The sequence below is a fragment of the Collimonas silvisoli genome, assembly GCF_018305005.1.
GTDB lineage: Bacteria > Pseudomonadota > Gammaproteobacteria > Burkholderiales > Burkholderiaceae_D > Collimonas > Collimonas silvisoli.
The window spans coordinates 1-18,754 of sequence record NZ_JAGQEG010000012.1; the positions used below are offsets into that span (position 1 = coordinate 1).

Consider the following 18,754-nt stretch of genomic DNA (forward strand, 5'->3'; position numbering starts at 1 on the left):
CCTTCATCGGGTTTGGTGACGCCATAGACGATCTTCATGAGCGTGCTTTTGCCGGCGCCGTTCTCGCCCAGCAAGGCATGAATCTCGCCGGGCCGGACACTCAAGCTGATACCGTCATTGGCGACCACGCTCGGATAGCGCTTGCTGATGCCGGTCAGGACCAGGCGTGGCGGCAGGTCTGAAGAAGCTGGCAGGAGATCCATGGTAGAGCCCGTTGAAAGAGAATAAAAGAGAGCAAGTCAGAGGAAAGTGCAATTGTTGTGCCAGAGCCGAAATTACATGGGAGATCGCCAACAGAAATCGCTATCTGGTCTCACGCGAGGCAAATACGCGCCTCACCGATTTGCGGCTCGCAGCCGTTCATTTGCGGCGGAGATCGATTTGTTTTGTCGACAAAAAATAATAAATTGCGATAAATAATTTTCTCTGAAAGCCTGAATATTTCTAAAAAGCTGATCGCAATATTTCCGAAATCCGCACCAAAACTTCGCATTGCGATCCGACTTGATGCAAGCAAGCACCGATTTACGCCATTTCTGCATCAATCCAAATTGGGCGCCATGTTTTTCCCCTGGCATAACAATTGCTGACACGTGTATTCGTGATTGTTGACAATATTTTCTAAGATTTCAAAAAATAGATTGGCAAAACACCGCAAGCCGACCGTAAGCCGGAGAAACGGGTTTCTTGATTTTTGTATTCACTCTTTTGGAGAAAAGCATCATGGCAAAGCAAGTAGCAATGAAAATGACCAAGATCGCAGTTGGCGTGCTGACGGTGGCAGCCGCGCTGACTGCCGTTCAGCAGGCCGCTGCGGCGGAATGGAGCGACACCTCGATCGGCTATCGCTATGGCACTCAGTTTGCAGAGCCATACGTCGGCAAGGGCATCACCAAGAACATCTTCAACCTGACCCACGCCAGCGGCTACAAATATGGCAGCAACTATTTCAACGTCGACCTGCTGCAATCCGACAACAAGGACAGCAACGCCCAGGAAGCCTATATCGTTTATCGCAACACACTCGATCTTGGCAAGGTATCCGGGAAAGATCTGTCTTTCGGTCCGGTGCGCGGGCTCGGCGTGACCGCCGGCTTCGACTGGAACACCAAGAACGATACCGGCTATGCCTCGAAAAAACGCATGCTGGTGCTAGGGCCGACCTTGATGATGGATGTGCCTGGTTTTCTGAACATCAGCCTGCTGCTGCTGCAGGAAAGTAACCAGCCGATTGGCGTCACCAGCCGTTACACCTACGATCTGCACCCTATGCTCAATGCGGCATGGGGCATCCCTATCAGCTCCACCGGCCTGGCTTTCGAAGGCTACATGAACTACATCGCCGCCAAGGGAAAGAACGAATTCGGCGGCGGCACCGCGCCGGAATTGAATATCGACGCCCAGGTAATGTACGACCTTGGCACCCCTCTGAATCTCGGCAAGAACACGTTGCGCGTCGGCCTTGAGTATCAATACTGGCGTAACAAGTTCGGCAATCCATCCAACGTGCCCGGCTCCCTCGCCAAAACACCGATGGTCAGAGTCGAATACCACTTCTGAAGCATCGGTTTTATTGAAAAGTATCTTCACCCGGTTTCCCGCATGTCTACAGGCGGGAAATTTCTGCCCCGTATTTTTGCCACATAAAGGAGTTCTTCATGTTTCGAGTGCGATCTACAGTAGCGGCCATGGCGGCCGGCGCCAGCCTGATGCTAGGCATTCTCCCCACAACGCAGGCGGCCGAACCGCTGAAGGTGGCCTTTGTTTATCTGGGACCGATCGGCGACGGCGGCTGGACCTACCAGCACGATCAGGGCCGGCTAGCCATCGAGAAGGAATTCGGCAGCAAGATCAAAACCACTTACGTTGAAAACGTGCCGGAAACAGCTGACGCCGAACGCGTGATCCGGCAACTGGCCGCCGACGGCAACCAGTTGATTTTCACTACCTCGTTCGGCTATATGGATCCGACCATCAAGGTGGCAAAATCCTTCCCCAAAGTCCACTTCGTGCATGCGACCGGCTACAAGACTGCAGCGAATGCAGGTACCTACCAGACCCGCTTCTATGAAGGCGCCTACTTACTGGGCATCGTTGCCGGCAAAATGACCAAGACCGATACGCTGGGCTTCGTCGGTTCCTTCCCGGTGCCGGAAGTTGTGCGCAACATCAACGCTTACACGCTAGGCGCACAAAGCGTCAATCCTAAAATCAAGACCAAGGTGGTCTGGGTCAACACTTGGTACGATCCGGGCAAGGAACGCCAGGCTGCCGAAACGCTGGTAGCGCAAGGGGCTGACATGCTGGCGCAAAATACCGACTCGCCGGCGGTGGTGCAAGTCGCTCAGGAAAAAGGCGTGCACGCATTCGGCTGGGATACCGACATGGCCAAATATGGCCCCAAGGCGCATCTGACCGCCAATACTGAAAACTGGGGCGTGTACTACAGCCAGGAAGTCAAACGCGAGCTGGCCGGCACCTGGAAGCCGGAACAAACGTTATGGGGCATTAAAGAAAACCTGGTGGTTCTGTCAGCATTGAACCCGGCGGTGCCGGCTGACGTGGCCAAACTTTTCAACGAAAAGAAACAGGCCATCGTCGACGGTAAGCTGATCCCTTTTGCCGGTCCGCTCAAGGACAATACCGGCGCAACCAAGGTCGCCGCAGGCGCAGTATTGCCGATGGGAGAGCTGCTCGGGATCAACTGGCTGGTCGCCGGCGTGGAGGGCTCGCTGCCTAAATAAGCATCCGGCAGATCGGCTATCAATCGTAGCAATCGATGTCGACAGCATGTTCTTTGCCCGTACTAGGGTTAACAGGCCCTACGGGTGAAGAACATGCGCCTGACAATTGAGGACGCGCAGATGTAAATCATTTCTTATGGCGGTCGATACCTATCTGCAAATAGGCATATGATGCATTGATCAGTGAAATATTTTTCATGGAATTGTCGACAATTTTTATCGATCTTAAGATGCCGTTCGATGCCTCACAATGAATAAATCGACCAAGACCCCTCATTTGTCTCTCGCACCGCAGACTGCAGCACGCGATCACTCGGTGACGCTGGAAGACCGCATTTATCAGGACATTTACGACGCCATCATGGAGCATCGGCTGCCGCCGCGGACCAAGCTCACAGAGCAGGTCTTATGCCAGATCTACGACACTGCCCGCCATACGGTACGCAAGGTTTTGTCGCGCCTGGCGGCAGAAGGCCTGGTAGATCTGGAAGCGAATCGCGGTGCCTTCATTGCCAGCCCCTCAACTACCGAAGTCAGAGACATGTTTGAGTTGCGCAATATTCTCGAACGCGCAGTGCTTGATAAAGTCGGGCGGGTGGCCAAGTCGCGTCAGCTGGCGAGCCTGCGCAAGATGGTTGCAGAAGAACGCCAGTCCTATCTGACTGGCGACCGGCCGCGCTGGATCCGGTTGTCGGCGCAATTTCATCTCGCCTTGGCGGAGCTCGCCGGCAATCTCCTGCTGGTTGAAAGCTTGCGCAAACTGGTCTCGCGCACCACGCTCATGATCGCCAAAACCGAAACCCAGGGGCACAACATTTGTTCATTCGATGAACATGACACGGTATTAGAGGCGCTGGAAAACGGCGACATCGCGGAAGCGCAAGAGCGCATGGCGCAGCACTTGCATCAGTGCGAGGACCGCGTGCTTCCCGACGCCCCCGGCAGTTTCGATTTACGCGAGGTGCTGGGTAAAAACGGCTAGTCGAACGGATACACGGAAGCCATCGACCAGCCGTGGTTCGGCCGAACCGAGTGGCTTCAGTCAGGAACAGTCACGACGTTATTGGCGAATGTAATCCGATCGCCGCCGGCTGGCGTTGCCAGAATAGGCGGAACATTTGCGGCACTGATCGGATTGGCTATGCCGTTGGCGTCAACACCGCGCGGCGTCGTGCGTACAAGCTGGCTTGGCGGCAGCGCGCTACCGTTCTTCAGGTTGGCGTACATCATGTTCATCGCCTGTATGTAGTACACATGCAGCGGGATGAAACGAGAATCAAATCCGGCAAGAGGCAAAAAGCTGTCGAAATGCTGGCCGTTGGTGACTTCAATATACGACAACTTGCTGTTGCCGCCCTCAACCATATGATTGACGCCATAGTATGGACGCGATGAAAATCCGACCGGGATTAATGTATCCGAGCGGCCGTGCACGATCACGGCAGGTTTGCCTTGTAAATTACCGCTACGAAAAGCTTCGCGAATTCCCTGCTGCACGCGGATTGCATTGGCGCTGCCGCCCATTGCCAATTCACGCTGGCATAGTGCCCCATCAATGTTGTAATCCATGACACCGGTGCTGAGGGAAATGGATACCGCGTCAGTTACCGGACCGCCGACACTGTTATTGTTGAAAATGCTGATACCAACAGTTGGTGGAACGCCGTTACCCTTGGCAAACGAGGTGGCCAATTGCGCTGTTGTACCGGAAAAGCTAAATCCGCACAGATTGTCCAAGACGCTGAAACGGCCGTAAGCATTGCTGTAGGTCATGGCAATCGACGACGTGGCAAATGCATACATCGCCGCATGCAAATCACGGCTTTCAGGTTGCCAGCCTAGAGTGAGCAAGGCGTTCATCGCGCTCGTCGCCAATTCATCGGTGGTGTTTCCACCAACTAATCCATGTGTCTTGAGCGCGGCGCAACGGTTACTCGCTGTTGCTTTTACGATACTGGAAAGAAAGGGAGCGTTGGCCGCTGAGGGCGCCAATGCCGCGCACGGCTGCAACAAATTCGCCAAAGTAAAGTAGTCGTACAACGGTCTGCCGGCGCCGCTGGCAATGGTTGCGCCGCGGATGACGGTCAAGCTGCTGTCGGGCGCCATTTGTACGTTCGGTTCGCTCACGGCAACGCCGCTGATCAATCCTTTGGTGTCCTGCTCTGCTGCGGCCAAGGCTGCTCCAGCCCCGTTGGAGATGCTGGAGGCGATCACAATCGTGTTGGCCGGGGATAATTTGATCAGATGCGACTGGCCATCTTTCGCGACGTCGCCGTATTTTTGGTTCAATACATAATAGGCAAATTCGATGGACTGCAAGGTAAATTTACCCCAGTCCTTTTCTGGATTCTGTTGAGAATGGGCGTGCTTGACCGCAAATCGGTTAGGCGTGACCGCATTGAATGCGATGCGTTGAGCATCCGTCACATTTGCCGTGAAATTCGAATTCATACCCGCCGCGGTGGCAGAACTGCGCACGCCATTCTGCAGGTTGACCGTGTTGTTTTGCAAATCGTCGATGCCATTCCCGGTTCCCTTGTCGTTGTAGGCAACCGCACATCCGTGTTTCAAGCCCCATTCGCCTGAAGTGCCGACTGCACCGTACACGCCGCGTGAACCGCTTGATGTTCCAGTGACGATGCAAGGGCTGGCCGGATTGAAGGAATCGGGTATTTGCACCATCATCGTCACGTTTTGCCTGCCGCTACCGTCGTCCGAATAAGCGATATATTCGGTACCCGCGATCTTCCCCTCGCCTAATGTGTCTTTGCCGGAGACGCCGATATTCGGCCCATACAGAACGCCGAATCCGCCACTGGGTGTCGCATCGAGAACCGCACGGTAATTCGTGTAAATCGCGATTTTGCGTAATTCGGCGGCCGTAGGAGCCGTTGCATCAATCGGATTAGGGGCCGTGGCAGAAATCAGACCGGTTTTGCCGAGACCGCCGGTGAGTAGATCATCGGTGCTTCCATCATAGGTCATCGCGGAAATCGCACCAATATAGGCAGGCTTGCTGTTGATATTTTCAAAACCGCTGCCACCGCCGCAGGCGCTCAAGGGGCAAACAATCGCTGCCAACGCTACATAATGAAGTTTATAGAACGCGTCCTGTTTCATTTTGTCTCCTTTATTGCTGGTGATTTTGTGACCGGATAATGCTGCGCTAGCGAGTCTGAGCGCAGGGCAATCGATCGTTTCAGTCCGAAAATTAGCCTCCTTTATCTCTCTTGTGGAACATAGCGAAATTCAGGAACAGGTCACGGTTGCAGCGGCTTGAGATCACCCAATAGCGTCGGCACCAGCTCGGAGACAGTTGGATGAATGTGCATCGCGCGTTGAATCGCGGTGTATGGCGCACCGGTATACATGACGTCAAGAATAGCGTGAATCACTTCATCGCCTTCGATGCCGAGCAACATCGCGCCAAGAATTCTCTTGGTTTCCGCGTCCACCAGCACACTCATATAGCCTTGAGTTTCGCTACGCTCACGCGCGCGCCCTACTCTCGTCATCAGCATCGTGCCGACCAGCGCCTTGCGGCCGGTAGCGCGTACTTCCCGCTCAGTCATGCCGATCCGGCCCAGCGGCGGATCGATGAACAGCGCATACGCCTGAATCCGGTCGGCTACGCTGCGTGCATCATGGTCGAGCAGATTGGCTGCCACAATTTCATAGTCGTTGTAGGAGGTATGGGTAAATGCGCCGCGGCCATTGACGTCGCCCAGTGCCCAGATTCCCGCTACGTTGGTGCAAAGCTTGTTGTCCACCACGATATACCCGCGTTGATCGGTCTTGACGCCCGCCTTGTCGAGACCGAGGTCATCGGTGTTCGGGATGCGTCCGACCGCAAGCAGCAAATGTGAGCCTGAGATTTCGTGCAATGCATCGTTCTCATTCACGGCAAGCACGACCGCATCGCCGCGTTTTTCGACACGCTGAATGTTGGCGGCAAGCCTGATTTGAATGCCTTCGCGTTCCAGTATGTCCCGAATGGCGGCGGACACTTGCTCGTCTTCCCGTCCGATCAGGCGCGGCCCGCCTTCTATCACCGTGACATCGCTGCCGAAACGGCGATACATTTGTGCGAACTCCAGGCCGATGTAGCTGCCGCCGACAATCACCAGATGCCGCGGCAGGAAATCCACTTCCATCATGCTGGAGTTGGTGAAGAAACCGACATCTTTCAGTCCGGGTATGTCAGGCAGCGCGGCGCGTCCGCCAACATTGATAAAAATTTCATCTGCTTCCAACAGCGCGCCGTTGACCCGTATGGTGTGCGGACTCTCAAAGCTGGCATGCCCTTCGATAACCGTGAGATTCGGCGTGCTCTTCAGCCAATCGGCTACGCCTTCATTGGATTGTCTGACGATCAAATCCTTGCGCGCCTTGACACGCGCCATGTCGACCTTGACCGAAGCGTCGATCATGACGCCGAATTCGGCAGCGCGACGCGCCATGTGCGCCACCCGCGCACTTGCAATCAGGGTCTTGGTAGGTATGCAGCCGGTATTGACACAGGTGCCGCCGAAACGTTTGCGTTCGATGATGGCGGTCTTGCGGCCGGCGTTCGCCAGCCTTACTGCCAAGGAAGGACCGGATTGCCCTGTGCCGACGACAATGGCATCGAATCGCTGGTTCATTGTTTCCTCCGTCTGAGCGCTGATCATTGATCGTTGTCGATCGTTGCGGGATGTTCGCAATGATCGAATATCCCTCCAAGCGATTGCATAGCCGGACACGGGATTCAACATATTGGCATATTTCCGCCATGTTCTGCCAAACGCCTGTCGCGCTCGATCAACGGTGGCTGCAACGATGGCTGAAGTGAGTAACCGCGAAAAAGTCGGAAGTGGCTTGCATTACGATAGTTACGCGTGTAAAGTTACTTTCATTATGAAAGTAAGTGGTTTTACAGATAGTCCCACGTTGCACAGGTGCAATCTCATTCCGCAATATTTCGGCGGACCATAGTTACCCGGTCTGCACTGCAACGATTCTTTTCAACCGGTCCTGCCCAGTGGACATCAACAGGGAGCAATAACCATGACGAACGCGGCAAGTGAAGCGGGCGCGCCAGCCATGACGGCAAAACGAAAAAAGCTGAGCGGCAGGCTGCGGATCGTTACCGGCGTCGCCATCGCCGTCGGCATCGGCGCCGCCGCTTACGGCTGGCACTGGTGGAATAACGGGCGCTTCATGGAAAACACGGATGACGCTTATGTCGGCGGCGACATCACCGTCATCAGTCCCAAGGTACCGGGCTATATCGTCTCGGCGGCAGTGACCGACAACCAGGTCGTGCATGCGGGTGATCTGCTGGTGAAACTTGATGATCGCGATTACAAGGCGGCGCTGGAAAAAGCCGAAGGCGCAGTGGCCGCACAACAGGCTCTGCTCGCCAACCTGGATGCGACCCGTAACTTGCAACAGGCGGTGATTGCACAAACCAGGGCCGGCGTCGCCGCCAGTGCGGCCGAGACATTACGCTCCTACGAGGATGAACAGCGCTACCAGAACCTGTCGGCCAAGGCCGCAGTCTCAGTGCAGAGCGCGCAACGGGCCAATGCTGACTACAAACAGGCGCTCGCCAATGGCCAGAAAGCACAGGCCGTGCAAGTAGCGGCGGAGCGCGAACTGGAAGTGATCGCCACGCGCCGCCAGCAAGCCGTAGCCGCACTCGCACAAGCCAGCGCCGAGCGCGATATCGCCAAACTCAACCTCGGCTACACCGAATTGCGAGCGCCGATCGACGGCACCATCGGCAACCGTTATGCCCGCAATGGCGCCTACGCAGCGGCTGGCGCCCATATGATGGCTATCGTCCCGGCACGCGGCTTGTGGGTCGACGCCAATTTCAAGGAAAGCCAGCTGGCCAAGGTCCGCCCTGGCCTGCCGGCCACGGTTGAGGCTGATGTATTGCCGGGGCGCCGCTTCCACGGCCACGTCGCCGGCATGGCGCCAGCCACCGGCGCCCAGTTCAGCGTATTGCCGCCGGAGAACGCCACCGGCAATTTCACCAAGATCGTGCAGCGGGTGCCGGTGCGTATCGTGCTTGACGATGCCGACGGCGTGCTGGGCATGCTGCGCCCCGGCTTGTCGGTAGTCGCCGAAGTCGATGCCCGCAGCACCAGGAATCAACAATAATGCGTGCTGCAGCCACATTGCGGGCGCCGCTGCAGCTGATCCAGCCGGCCGACATGACGACCGCGGCCAAGGTGTTCGCCTTCGCCGCCATGTGCGTCGGCATGTTCATTGCGCTGATTGATATCCAGATTGTGTCGGCGTCCTTGCGCGAGATCGGCGGCGGTTTATCGGCCGGCGCCGACGAAACAGTCTGGGTCCAGACCAGCTACCTGATCGCCGAGATCATCGTGATCCCGCTATCCGGCTGGATGTCGCGCTTGATGTCGACCCGCTGGCTGTTCGCCGTCTCGGCCGCCGGCTTCACGCTCACCAGCCTGCTCTGCGGCATGGCATGGAATATCCAGAGCATGATCCTGTTCCGGGCGCTGCAAGGCTTCCTCGGCGGCTCGATGATTCCCTTGGTGTTCACCACCGCGTTCGCCTTCTTCGCCGGCCCGCAGCGCGTGATTGCAGCCGCCACCATCGGCGCTATCGCCTCGCTGGCGCCAACGCTCGGCCCGTCCGTCGGCGGCTGGATTACCGACCATTATTCCTGGCACTGGCTGTTCTTCATCAACCTGGCGCCGGGCATCTTCGTTACCGTCGCCGTGCCGATCCTGATCAAGATCGATCGCGCCGACTGGTCGCTGTTGCGCAACGCCGACTATCCGGGCATAGCGCTGATGGCCTTGTTTCTCGGCTGCCTGGAATACACGCTGGAAGAAGGCCCGCGCCTGGATTGGATGGGCGATCCGGTGATCGTCGCCACGGCCTGGATTTCCGGCGTCGCCAGCGTGCTGTTCGTGTGGCGCAGCCTCAGTTACAAATTCCCGGTGGTCGACCTGCGCGCGCTCAAGGATCCTAACTTCGCACTCGGCTGCTTTTTCTCTTTCATTACCGGCGTCGGCATCTTTGCCACCATCTATCTGACGCCGGTGTTCCTGGGCCGGGTGCGTGGCTACAGCGCCTTGCAGATCGGCATGGCGGTGTTTTCCACCGGCCTGTTCCAGATCCTCTCGATCCCGGTCTATTCTTTCTTCGCCAACCGGGTCGACCTGCGCTGGCTGATGATGTTCGGGCTGGCCTGCTTCGCTCTGTCGATGTGGCAATTTTCGCCAATCACCCACGACTGGAGCGGCGCCGAACTGATGCTGCCGCAGGCGCTGCGCGGCATGGGGCAGCAGTTTGCGGTGCCGCCGATCGTCACGCTGACGCTGGGCGGACTGGCCATGGAGCGGCTGCGGCTGGCGTCCGGCCTGTTCAACCTGATGCGCAATCTGGGCGGCGCCATCGGCATCGCGGTCTGCGCCACCATCCTCAACGATCGCACCAATCTGCATTTCTTTCGCCTGGCCGAGCATCTGACCCGCAGCAACGACGCCACCAACGCGCTATTGCAAGGTGCGGGCGCCAGCCTGGCGACCTCGGGTAACGGCCAGCTGCTGGGCGAGACCGGCGCGCTGCGGCAGCTCTGGAACCTGACCTACCGTGAGGCGCTGACGCTGACCTTTGCCGACACCTTCCTCGCCATCATGGCCTGCTTCGTCATCGCCACCGCGATGGTGCCGCTGATGCGCAAGGTCGCGCCGCCCAAGGCGCCGTCGGCCGATGCCCATTGATACCGCTATTACTTGCTGTCCCCACCCGTTGTCCCCACCCGTTGTCCCCACCCGTTGTCCCCACCCTCAGCCGAAACAAAGGAAACTCATCATGAAAATCAAAGACTCAGTCGCTTTCGTTACCGGCGCCAATCGCGGCCTCGGACTGGCCCTCGTGCATGAATTGCTGGCGCGCGGCGCCAGCAAGGTCTACGCCGGCGTGCGCGATCCAGCCAGCATCAAGCTGCCGGGCGTGGTTGCCGTCAAGCTGGACGTCACCAATGCCGAGCAAGTTGCCGCGGCTGCCGCGCAATGCAAGGATGTGACGCTGCTGATCAATAACGCCGGCATCGCCAAGGTCGTCAGCTACCTCGATCCGGCCGCCATCGATACCGCACGCGACATTTTGGATGCCAACTTCCTCGGGCCGATCCGTATGAGCCAGGCCTTTACCCCTATCCTGGCGCGCAACGGCGGCGGCGCCATCGTCAATGTGCTGTCGGTGGGAAGCTGGGTCAACTCGCCGGAACTATCGCTCTACGCGGCGTCGAAGTCTGCCGCCTGGGGCTTCACCAACGGCTTGCGCACTTCCCTGCGCGCACAAGGCACCCAGGTGGTCGGCCTGCACGTCGGTTTCATGGATACCGACATGACCCACGGCTTCGACCTGCCCAAAGTGAGCCCGCAGGAAGTCGCAGTGCAGACCGTGGCCGGACTCGAAGCCGGTCTCGAAGAAGTGCTGGCGGACGACATTACGCGCACCGTCAAGCAAGGCCTGTCGAGCGGCATCTACCTGGCGCCGCTGCAACGCTGAAGCCGATAGCAGGCGTCTTGCCTCAAGCGCGGCAGCAAGTCGGCGGCGCTTGAGGATTTATCCCTGGGCCGGATCATAGTTGCTATCATATTGAAAGTCTTCAGAACGTTGAAAGGATGTTCATCATGCAACGCAAGAGTTTCGGCAACATGCAGTGCCCCATCGCCCGCAGCCTGGAACGGGTCGGCGAATGGTGGAGCATCCTGATCCTGCGCGACGCTTTCTATGGCTTGAGCCGTTTCGACGAATTCCAGAAAAGCCTGGACATCGCCCCCAACATGCTGACGCGCCGGCTTAACGCGCTAGTCGAAGAAGGTCTGCTGGAGCGCCATCTTTATTGCGAAAAACCGCCGCGCTCCGAATACCGCCTGACGCAGCGCGGCCGTGATTTCCGGCCGGTGCTGCTGGCGCTGCTAGCCTGGGGCAACAAGCATTTCGCCCCTGAAGGGCCAAGCGTCGTACTGCTCGACGCCAGCACCGGAAAAAATGTCGATCCGGTGCTGGTCGACGCCGCCAGCGGCAAGCCGATCAGCGAAAAGGAACATGTCATGGGCGCCGGGCCGGCCGCTGCCGAGCCTATTCTGCAGCGCATCGCACGCAGCAGCGAGATGAGACGTGCGAGATGACGCCAATGCGCCCTACATCAATGGCCTGGGGATGAGTTCCGCATCTATCGCGGCGCCAAGGTGAAGGTCAGCGTGCCGTAGCCCAATTGATCGAAGCCGCCGCTGTTCGGACCATAGTTGCCGCCGCCTCCTTCGGGACGCACTTTTTCCGCGGACATCTTCGTATACGGCGCATCCTGTCCCTTGAGAATCGCGTAGTGGTTGTAAAACAATTCCCAGACCGGGCGGGTGTCGCCGCGGCTGGCGCTGGAAATCACTTCCTGGGTCACATCGCTGTTGCGGTACGGCGTGTAGGGTACGTCCATGCCGAGGTTGTATCTGGCGATGTATTCGATACCGCGCAGCACCAGATTATCCTTGTAGCCGAACAAGTCGTCATGCTGGTTCCACGCCATCTGGCAGAACTCGCCCAACAGGGCTACATCGAGCATGCTGTGGCCTTGGTCGCGTCCGCTCTCCTGCGTTTGTCCCAGTCCATCCGGATAGAGCTTCCACACGAAATGCTCGATAGCGCCGTTACCCGCGCCGTGTTTGAAGTAGTTGACCGCCTCGCTGTAGATGTCGCGGCGGTCGGTCAGAATGCCGATGGCGATCATGGAGTCCATGTTGGCCAAATCCCAGTTGGCCCAGTAGTGGTCTATTTTCGCGCCGTTATGCCTGACCAGGAAATCGTGGTTCATCGGGTAGAAAACGTTGAGCATCATCGTTTTGAAACGGTTGAAATTACTCTCGGGCCATTTCTTGTATGTGCGCATGATTTCGGCCGCGTTGGCAAACTGGTAGCCGTAAATCCCGGACGCCAGGAATTTGTCCGAGTTGCCGTCTATCCCGGTCAATTTCTCAGACCATGCGTCCAGGATGGCGGTGGCCTTGTCGGCGTAAGCGGCGTCGCCGCTTATCTTCCAGCGTAAGGCGAGCGCATAGGCTGCGGCGGTATCGTTAAATAAAGCAGCATAATTCTCATGATGGCCGGCGCTGTCTTTGCCCCGGTAAACCACGTCAACTGGACGAGGTGTCCAGTTCAGCGACGCATGCGGATTTTTGATAAGCACATTCCATCCATCGAGCCAAGGCTGCGCGCCCTGCTCGACTTTGGTTTTCATGCGCTCCAAATCAGCTTGGGTATGCAAGGCGCCGGGATGCTGGAAGGAATCCGCTCGTGCGGACGCCGCACCCAACGTGATTACAGCAGCTAGGCCAATAAGACTACTTATGTGTTTGAATGACAAAATCAATTTGTTAACTCCGCGACGGTTAATTCAAGTGTGCCCCGCTCCAGAAACGCATGAGCATCGCGGTAAGTTGACTGTGCTGACGGAGATTATCAAGCGGCCAGCTGTTGCGGCGCAGTCGTTAGCCGAAACTCAGTTGCACCTTCATCATCTTCGATCGGTCTCCGGCAATCTCGAAAGCTTCCACCGATTTCTCGAACGGATAGGTAGCCGAGATCAGCGGCTTCACATCAACCAGGCCTTGATTCATCAATTCCACCGCCAGCGCGAACTCTTCGTGGAAGCGGAATGCCCCGCGCCATTCCAATTCCTTGCCGACCAGCAGATTGGCGGGAAAGTTGATGTCGCCGCCGAGACCGACCTGCACGATGACCGCACCTGGACGCAAGGTGTCGAGTGCGCCGCGCAAGGCTTGCTGATTGCCGCTGACTTCGAACAAGACATCGAAACTGCCTTTGTCCTTGGTGAAAGCGGCCAGCGCATCCGGCTGTTGTTCAACGTTGATGGCTTGATCGGCGCCGATCTTAAGTGCGGTCTCCAGCGGCATCCTGGCGACATCGGTTACCACGATCTGCAAAGCGCCGGCGCGCCGTGCGGCAATCACGGTCAAGGCGCCGATCGGGCCGCAACCGGTAACCAGCACCCGCTTGCCCAACAGCGGGCCGGCCCGGCGCACGGCATGCAAGGCCACCGCCAATGGCTCGGCCATCGCCGCTTCGCCGTCGCTGACGCTGGCGGCGACAATGTGCGCCTGCGAGCGTTCGATCACGATCTCTTGACGGAAGGCGCCTTGCACATGCGGCATGCGCATCGCGCTGCCGTAAAAACGCATGTCCAGGCAGTGGTTTTGCTTGCCTTCCTGGCAGTATTTGCACAGGCCGCAAGGACGGCTGGGGCTGATGGAGATACGTGTGCCCGCTGCAATGTCGCTGACGGCCGAGCCGGTTTCGGCGACGACGCCAGCCACCTCATGTCCCAGCACCATCGGCTCCTTGATGCGCACGGCGCCGAAACCGCCGTGATGATAATAGTGCAGATCGGAGCCGCAAATGCCGCCGGCCTTGACCTTGACTCTCAGTTGATGCGGCTGCAATGCGCCGGTTTCCAGTTCTTGTATGCGCAAATCGTGCGGTGCATGAATCACAATGCCTTGTTGCATGATGGTTTCCTCTTTATAAAGTTGCCGTAACGCCGCCGTCGACGTACAAGATATGACCGTTGACAAACTTCGATGCATCGCTGGACAGGAACACTGCGGCCCCCACCAGATCCTCGACATCGCCCCAGCAGCGCGACGGCGTGCGTCCGATCAGCCATTCGGTGAATTTCTGATCGGCCACCAGCGCCGCGTTCATTTCCGTTTTGAAATAACCTGGCCCCAGGCCGTTCACCTGCAAGCCGTATTTGCCCCAGTCGATCGCCATCCCTTTGGTGAACATCTTGACGGCGCCTTTGGTGGCGGTATAAGGGGCGATGTTGGGACGCCCCAGCTCGCTTTGCACCGAACAGATATTGACGATCTTGCCGCGGCCGCGTGGAATCATGTGCTGGGCGACCGCCTTGGCGGTATAGAACACACTATTGAGATTGGTCTGGATCAGCGCGTGCCAGTCGGCATCCTTGAACTCCTCCAACGGCCCGCGCCGTTGGATGCCGGCATTGTTGAACAGAATGTCGATGGCGCCGATCTCGCTTTCTATCTTTGCTACCGCCGCCTCCACCGAGGCCGACGAGGTGACGTCGAAACTCGATTCGTGGATCGTATAGCCTTCGCTGCGTAATTGCGCAGCCACGCGCGCCAGCTTGCCGGCATCGCGGCCGTTGAGCACAATCGCGGCGCCGGCTGCTGCCAGGCCGCGCGCCAGCGCCAAGCCGATGCCGCCGCTGGAACCGGTGATCAGCGCCAGCCTGCCGGCCAGCGAAAAACTCTGCAAACCTGATGGTAATGCGGTTGTCATTTTGTCTCCTTTGCTGTGGTCGTGCTTATAGATCGATGAGAAGGATGGCCGCCATCAATGTGACGATCGCAACGATTGCAACGGCTGCGACGGCTGCACCAATGCAGACTGACGCTGGAATTCGGATAGCGCCTGGTATTCCTGCTGCAATTTGCCGGGCAAGGACATGAAGATCGGGCGCAGACGGTCGTAAATGGCGGCGTTGGCGGCAATCGGCAGATGACGGTTGGTCGATCCCACCATGTCTGAAATCACATCCAGCGACGGCGCCATGTCCAACGCGTACAAGCCCAATACCGCCGCTCCCAGGCAAGACGATTCGACGCTTTCAGGCACCACGACTTCACGCTGGAAGATATCGGCCATCATTTGCCGCCATAGCGCCGAACGGGCGAAGCCGCCGGTTGCCATCATCCGTTTGGTGGGGCCGATCAGATCCTCGATCGCCGGCAAGATGCTGTACAGATTGAAAATCACGCCTTCCAGCGCGGCGCGGATCATGTGTTGCTTGCCATGATGCAGCGCCAGGCCAAAGAAGGAACCGCGCAAATCGGCGTTCCAAAGCGGTGCGCGTTCGCCCGCCATGAAGGGATGGAACAGCAAGCCGGCCGCTCCCGGCGGCACGCGTTCGGCGATACGGGTCAGTGCGTCATAGGGATCGACGCCGGCGCACCGCGCCGCGGCCGATTCGGCGGTGGCCAGTTCATCGCGCACCCAGCGGAAAATATTGCCGCCGTTGTTGACCGGACCGCCGACCACCCAATGCCCTTCGATCAGCGCATAGCAAAAAGTACGGCCGGACGGATCGGTGAGCGGCTTGTCGATTACCGTACGCATCGCGCCGGAGGTGCCGATGGTAACCGCGACCTGCCCCGGACGAATCGCGTTGACGCCGAGGTTGGAGAGCACGCCGTCGTTGGCGCCGATCACGAACGGCGTATCGGGATTCAGCCCGAGTTGGGCGGCGATAGCGGCGTCCAGTCCTTTCATGTGGTGCGTGGCCGGCACCGGCTCGGATAATTGGGCAGCACTGATGCCCAATAAAGCCAGCGCATCTTTATCCCAGTTCAGTTCTTGCAGATTGAACAGGCCGGTGGCCGAGGCGATGGAATGATCGACCTGCCAGCTGCCGAACAAACGGAAAAAGACATATTCCTTGATGCCGGCAAAACGCGCGGCGCGGGCAAACACATCCGGTTGATCGTGACGCAGCCACATCAACTTGCACAAGGGCGACATCGGATGGATGGGTGTGCCGGTGCGCCGATAGATTTCATTGCCGTTGAATTCATCGCGGATGCGGCTGGACCATTCGCTGGCGCGATTGTCGGCCCAAGTGATGCTATTGGTCAGTAAATTATTATTGCCATCGAGCGCAATCACGCTATGCATCGCAGCGCTGAAGGACACCAAGACTACCCGCCGAGCGCCGGTGCATGTGGCGTTAGCTGCCTTGACCGCCTCTGCGATCGAAGTCAGCACTGCGCGGTAGATCAGTTGCGGATCCTGCTCCGCCATGCCGGGAGTCGAGCACAGCAAGGGATATTCGACGACATGCTGGGCAAGCACCTGCCCCTCAAGCGTGAACGCGACAGTTTTGGTGCTGGTGGTGCCGATATCGACGCCGAGCATGATGTTTGACATGGTGTGTGCCTAGTGTGTGTCATATACCGTCATCTCGCAGAAGCAGCTTGCCCTGCGCCGGAGCCGCATGTTGACGGCTGCGCGCAGTGCTTCAAGCCGGGCTCCTCAGACGACCAGGTTGAGCAACATGATGAGGATGATGGCGACAATCGAAATGATGGTCTCCATCACGGTCCAGGTCTTGAAAGTTTCGCCGACGCTCATGTTGAAATATTCCTTGACCAGCCAGAATCCAGCATCGTTCACGTGCGACAAGATCAGCGATCCGGCGCCGGTGGCCAGCACCAGCAGTTCACGATTGGTGCCGGGGATCAAGGCCGCCAGCGGCGCCACGATGCCGGCGCCGGTAATCGTCGCCACGGTCGCCGAACCGGTCGCCACACGGATCACGCCGGCCACAAACCAGGCCAGCAGCAAAGGCGAGATCTGCGCATGCACCGCCAGTTGACCGATTGCAGTACCGACACCGCTGTTGACCAGCATCTGCTTGAAGCCGCCGCCGGCGCCGATGATCAGCACAATCGCCGCAGTGGGCGCCAGGCTCTGATCGACAAACTTCAAAACCTGTTGACGCGTGAAACCGCGCGCCAGCCCAAACGTGTACAGCGACAGCAGCAGCGCTGCCAGCAAAGCCACGATCGGATTGCCGATGAAATCCATCAGGTTGCGCATGCCGCTGCCTTCAGGCAGTGCAACGTCGACAAAGGTTTTCAGCAGCATCAGGAACACTGGCAGCAGGACTGTCAGCAGCGTAATGCCGAAGCTCGGCAGGTTTTTTGTTTCCGGCTCGCGCGCCAATTGCGCCATCAATGCATCGGACGCCTTGACATCCACATACTTGGAAATGAAAGCGCCGAACATGGGGCCGGCGACAATCACCGTCGGCAAGCCGACCAGCAGGCCGTAGAAAATGGTCTTGCCGATATCCGCACCGAACACGCCGATCGCCAGCAACGGTCCCGGATGCGGCGGCACCAGGCCGTGCATCACCGACAGGCTGGCCAGCATCGGCATGCCGATCTTGAACAGCGGCATGCCAGAACGGCGGGAGACGATAAACACCAGCGGGATCAGCAGCACGAAGCCGATTTCGAAGAACAGCGGAATGCCGACCAGGAAGGCGCCTATCATCATCGCCCAGTGCACGCGCTCCCTGCCGAAGGCGCGCACCAGCGTTTGCGCGATCTGGTCGGCGCCGCCCGACTCCGCCATCATCTTGCCGAGCATGGTGCCCAGGCCCAAGACGATGCCGACAAAACCGAGCACGCCGCCGAAACCGTCCTGGAAAGATTTGACGATCTTGGGCAAAGGCATGCCCGAGATCAGGCCGAGAAAGCCGGAAGTGATGATCAGTGCAATGAAGGGGTGGATGCGAAAACGCGTGATCATGATGATCAGCGCAAAAATCGCGAGAAATGCATTCAACAGCAATGTTGCATCGTTACTCAAACCCAGCATGAGGTTGTCTCCAAAGTTGATAGGCACGCAAGCTGCTGGCCGCCAATCGCGGCGTATCCGGCACATCGCGTTCACCATCTTGTGTAGTGTTTTCAGAACATGTAATGCAACGCCTGGACCGACCTGAATTTAAATGTTAGCGTTAACATCGGCTGCGATGATAACGCTACCAAAATTTATATGTCAAATCATTTTGAGGCGGCGCGTGATAAGTGAAGTGGTTTTAGCGAGATAAATTACTTCTCAAAAAATTACACCACGCAAAATTTAATGACACTTAGAAATCCACGTCCTAAGGACATGGTCATCGCCTAATAGGCTTTGCCTGTTAGAGCGAGATACCCCCGCCGCTGTTGTGTCTCCATCACGCGCATCATCTTCTTTACATCCCGTACGCTCATATTCGTGGCTTGCTGAATCTGCCACTTGATATGCTAGCCGCCTTCTAGATTAAACGTCCATGTGAGATGCACTATTACCCTTGCACCTAGTGTGCCGTCGTGAGCGAGGCTTGCTGCGCTACCACCAAACATTCTTGCAGGCAACGGCGTTTG

Annotated in this window: 15 protein-coding genes; 7 read left to right on the top strand and 8 right to left on the bottom strand. The window is 57.8% G+C overall.

Going from position 1 to position 18,754, the window contains the following annotated elements:
• Positions 1-203 (bottom strand): ATP-binding cassette domain-containing protein (locus KHU33_RS04575; RefSeq protein WP_211461329.1); only part of this gene is annotated, 203 nt, incomplete at its 3' end.
• Between the two features lie 544 nt (positions 204-747).
• Here KHU33_RS04575 and KHU33_RS04580 point away from each other — a divergent pair.
• The 3 genes from KHU33_RS04580 (at position 748) to KHU33_RS04590 (ending at position 3,726) form a co-directional block, all read left to right on the top strand.
• A complete protein-coding gene (locus KHU33_RS04580; RefSeq protein WP_407928243.1) occupies positions 748-1,560 on the top strand; it encodes an outer envelope protein in 813 nt (270 codons plus the stop codon).
• Between the two features lie 128 nt (positions 1,561-1,688).
• Positions 1,689-2,744 carry a BMP family ABC transporter substrate-binding protein gene (locus KHU33_RS04585; protein ID WP_407928244.1) on the top strand — a complete coding sequence of 352 codons (1,056 nt, stop codon included), beginning with the start codon at positions 1,689-1,691 and terminating at the stop codon, positions 2,742-2,744.
• A gap of 250 nt (positions 2,745-2,994) precedes the next feature.
• Positions 2,995-3,726, top strand: a complete 732-nt coding sequence (locus tag KHU33_RS04590; RefSeq protein WP_211461331.1) for a GntR family transcriptional regulator — start codon at positions 2,995-2,997, stop codon at positions 3,724-3,726.
• 56 nt (positions 3,727-3,782) lie between these two features.
• Here the strand turns inward: KHU33_RS04590 and KHU33_RS04595 are convergent, their stop codons facing one another.
• Together KHU33_RS04595 and KHU33_RS04600 are read right to left on the bottom strand one after the other, a co-directional pair.
• Entirely contained in the window at positions 3,783-5,864 is a 2,082-nt protein-coding gene (locus tag KHU33_RS04595) for a D-(-)-3-hydroxybutyrate oligomer hydrolase (protein WP_211461332.1), read from the bottom strand.
• 140 nt (positions 5,865-6,004) lie between these two features.
• The gene (locus tag KHU33_RS04600; protein ID WP_211461333.1) at positions 6,005-7,387 is read right to left on the bottom strand and encodes an FAD-containing oxidoreductase; all 1,383 of its coding nucleotides are present in this window, start codon (positions 7,385-7,387) and stop codon (positions 6,005-6,007) included.
• A 403-nt stretch (positions 7,388-7,790) separates the two neighbouring features.
• Here KHU33_RS04600 and KHU33_RS04605 point away from each other — a divergent pair, with 403 nt between their 5' ends.
• From KHU33_RS04605 to KHU33_RS04620, 4 genes are all read left to right on the top strand, one after another.
• Complete coding sequence (locus tag KHU33_RS04605) at positions 7,791-8,891, top strand: HlyD family secretion protein (protein WP_211461334.1); 1,101 nt, start codon at positions 7,791-7,793, stop codon at positions 8,889-8,891.
• Positions 8,891-10,489 carry a DHA2 family efflux MFS transporter permease subunit gene (locus KHU33_RS04610; RefSeq protein ID WP_211461335.1) on the top strand — a complete coding sequence of 533 codons (1,599 nt, stop codon included), beginning with the start codon at positions 8,891-8,893 and terminating at the stop codon, positions 10,487-10,489. The genes KHU33_RS04605 and KHU33_RS04610 overlap by 1 nt, the downstream gene beginning before the upstream one ends.
• A 91-nt stretch (positions 10,490-10,580) precedes the next feature.
• On the top strand, positions 10,581-11,282 hold the full coding sequence (locus tag KHU33_RS04615) for an SDR family oxidoreductase (RefSeq protein ID WP_211461336.1): 702 nt from the start codon (positions 10,581-10,583) through the stop codon (positions 11,280-11,282).
• Positions 11,283-11,407: 125 nt separating this feature from the next.
• Positions 11,408-11,908, top strand: a complete 501-nt coding sequence (locus KHU33_RS04620) for a winged helix-turn-helix transcriptional regulator (RefSeq protein ID WP_211461337.1) — start codon at positions 11,408-11,410, stop codon at positions 11,906-11,908.
• Between the two features lie 44 nt (positions 11,909-11,952).
• Here the strand turns inward: KHU33_RS04620 and KHU33_RS04625 are convergent, their stop codons facing one another.
• From KHU33_RS04625 to KHU33_RS04645, 5 genes are all read right to left on the bottom strand, one after another.
• Positions 11,953-13,011, bottom strand: coding sequence for an alginate lyase family protein (locus KHU33_RS04625; RefSeq protein ID WP_230414054.1), 1,059 nt, complete (start codon positions 13,009-13,011; stop codon positions 11,953-11,955).
• Positions 13,012-13,261: 250 nt separating this feature from the next.
• On the bottom strand, positions 13,262-14,299 hold the full coding sequence (locus KHU33_RS04630; RefSeq protein WP_211461339.1) for an L-idonate 5-dehydrogenase: 1,038 nt from the start codon (positions 14,297-14,299) through the stop codon (positions 13,262-13,264).
• A 13-nt stretch (positions 14,300-14,312) separates the two neighbouring features.
• Complete coding sequence (locus tag KHU33_RS04635; RefSeq protein ID WP_211461340.1) at positions 14,313-15,098, bottom strand: SDR family NAD(P)-dependent oxidoreductase; 786 nt, start codon at positions 15,096-15,098, stop codon at positions 14,313-14,315.
• Positions 15,099-15,152: 54 nt separating this feature from the next.
• Entirely contained in the window at positions 15,153-16,742 is a 1,590-nt protein-coding gene (gene gntK / locus KHU33_RS04640; protein ID WP_211461341.1) for a gluconokinase, read from the bottom strand.
• 105 nt (positions 16,743-16,847) lie between these two features.
• Positions 16,848-18,200, bottom strand: a complete 1,353-nt coding sequence (locus KHU33_RS04645; protein WP_211461342.1) for a GntP family permease — start codon at positions 18,198-18,200, stop codon at positions 16,848-16,850.
• Positions 18,201-18,754: the final 554 nt, after the last annotated feature.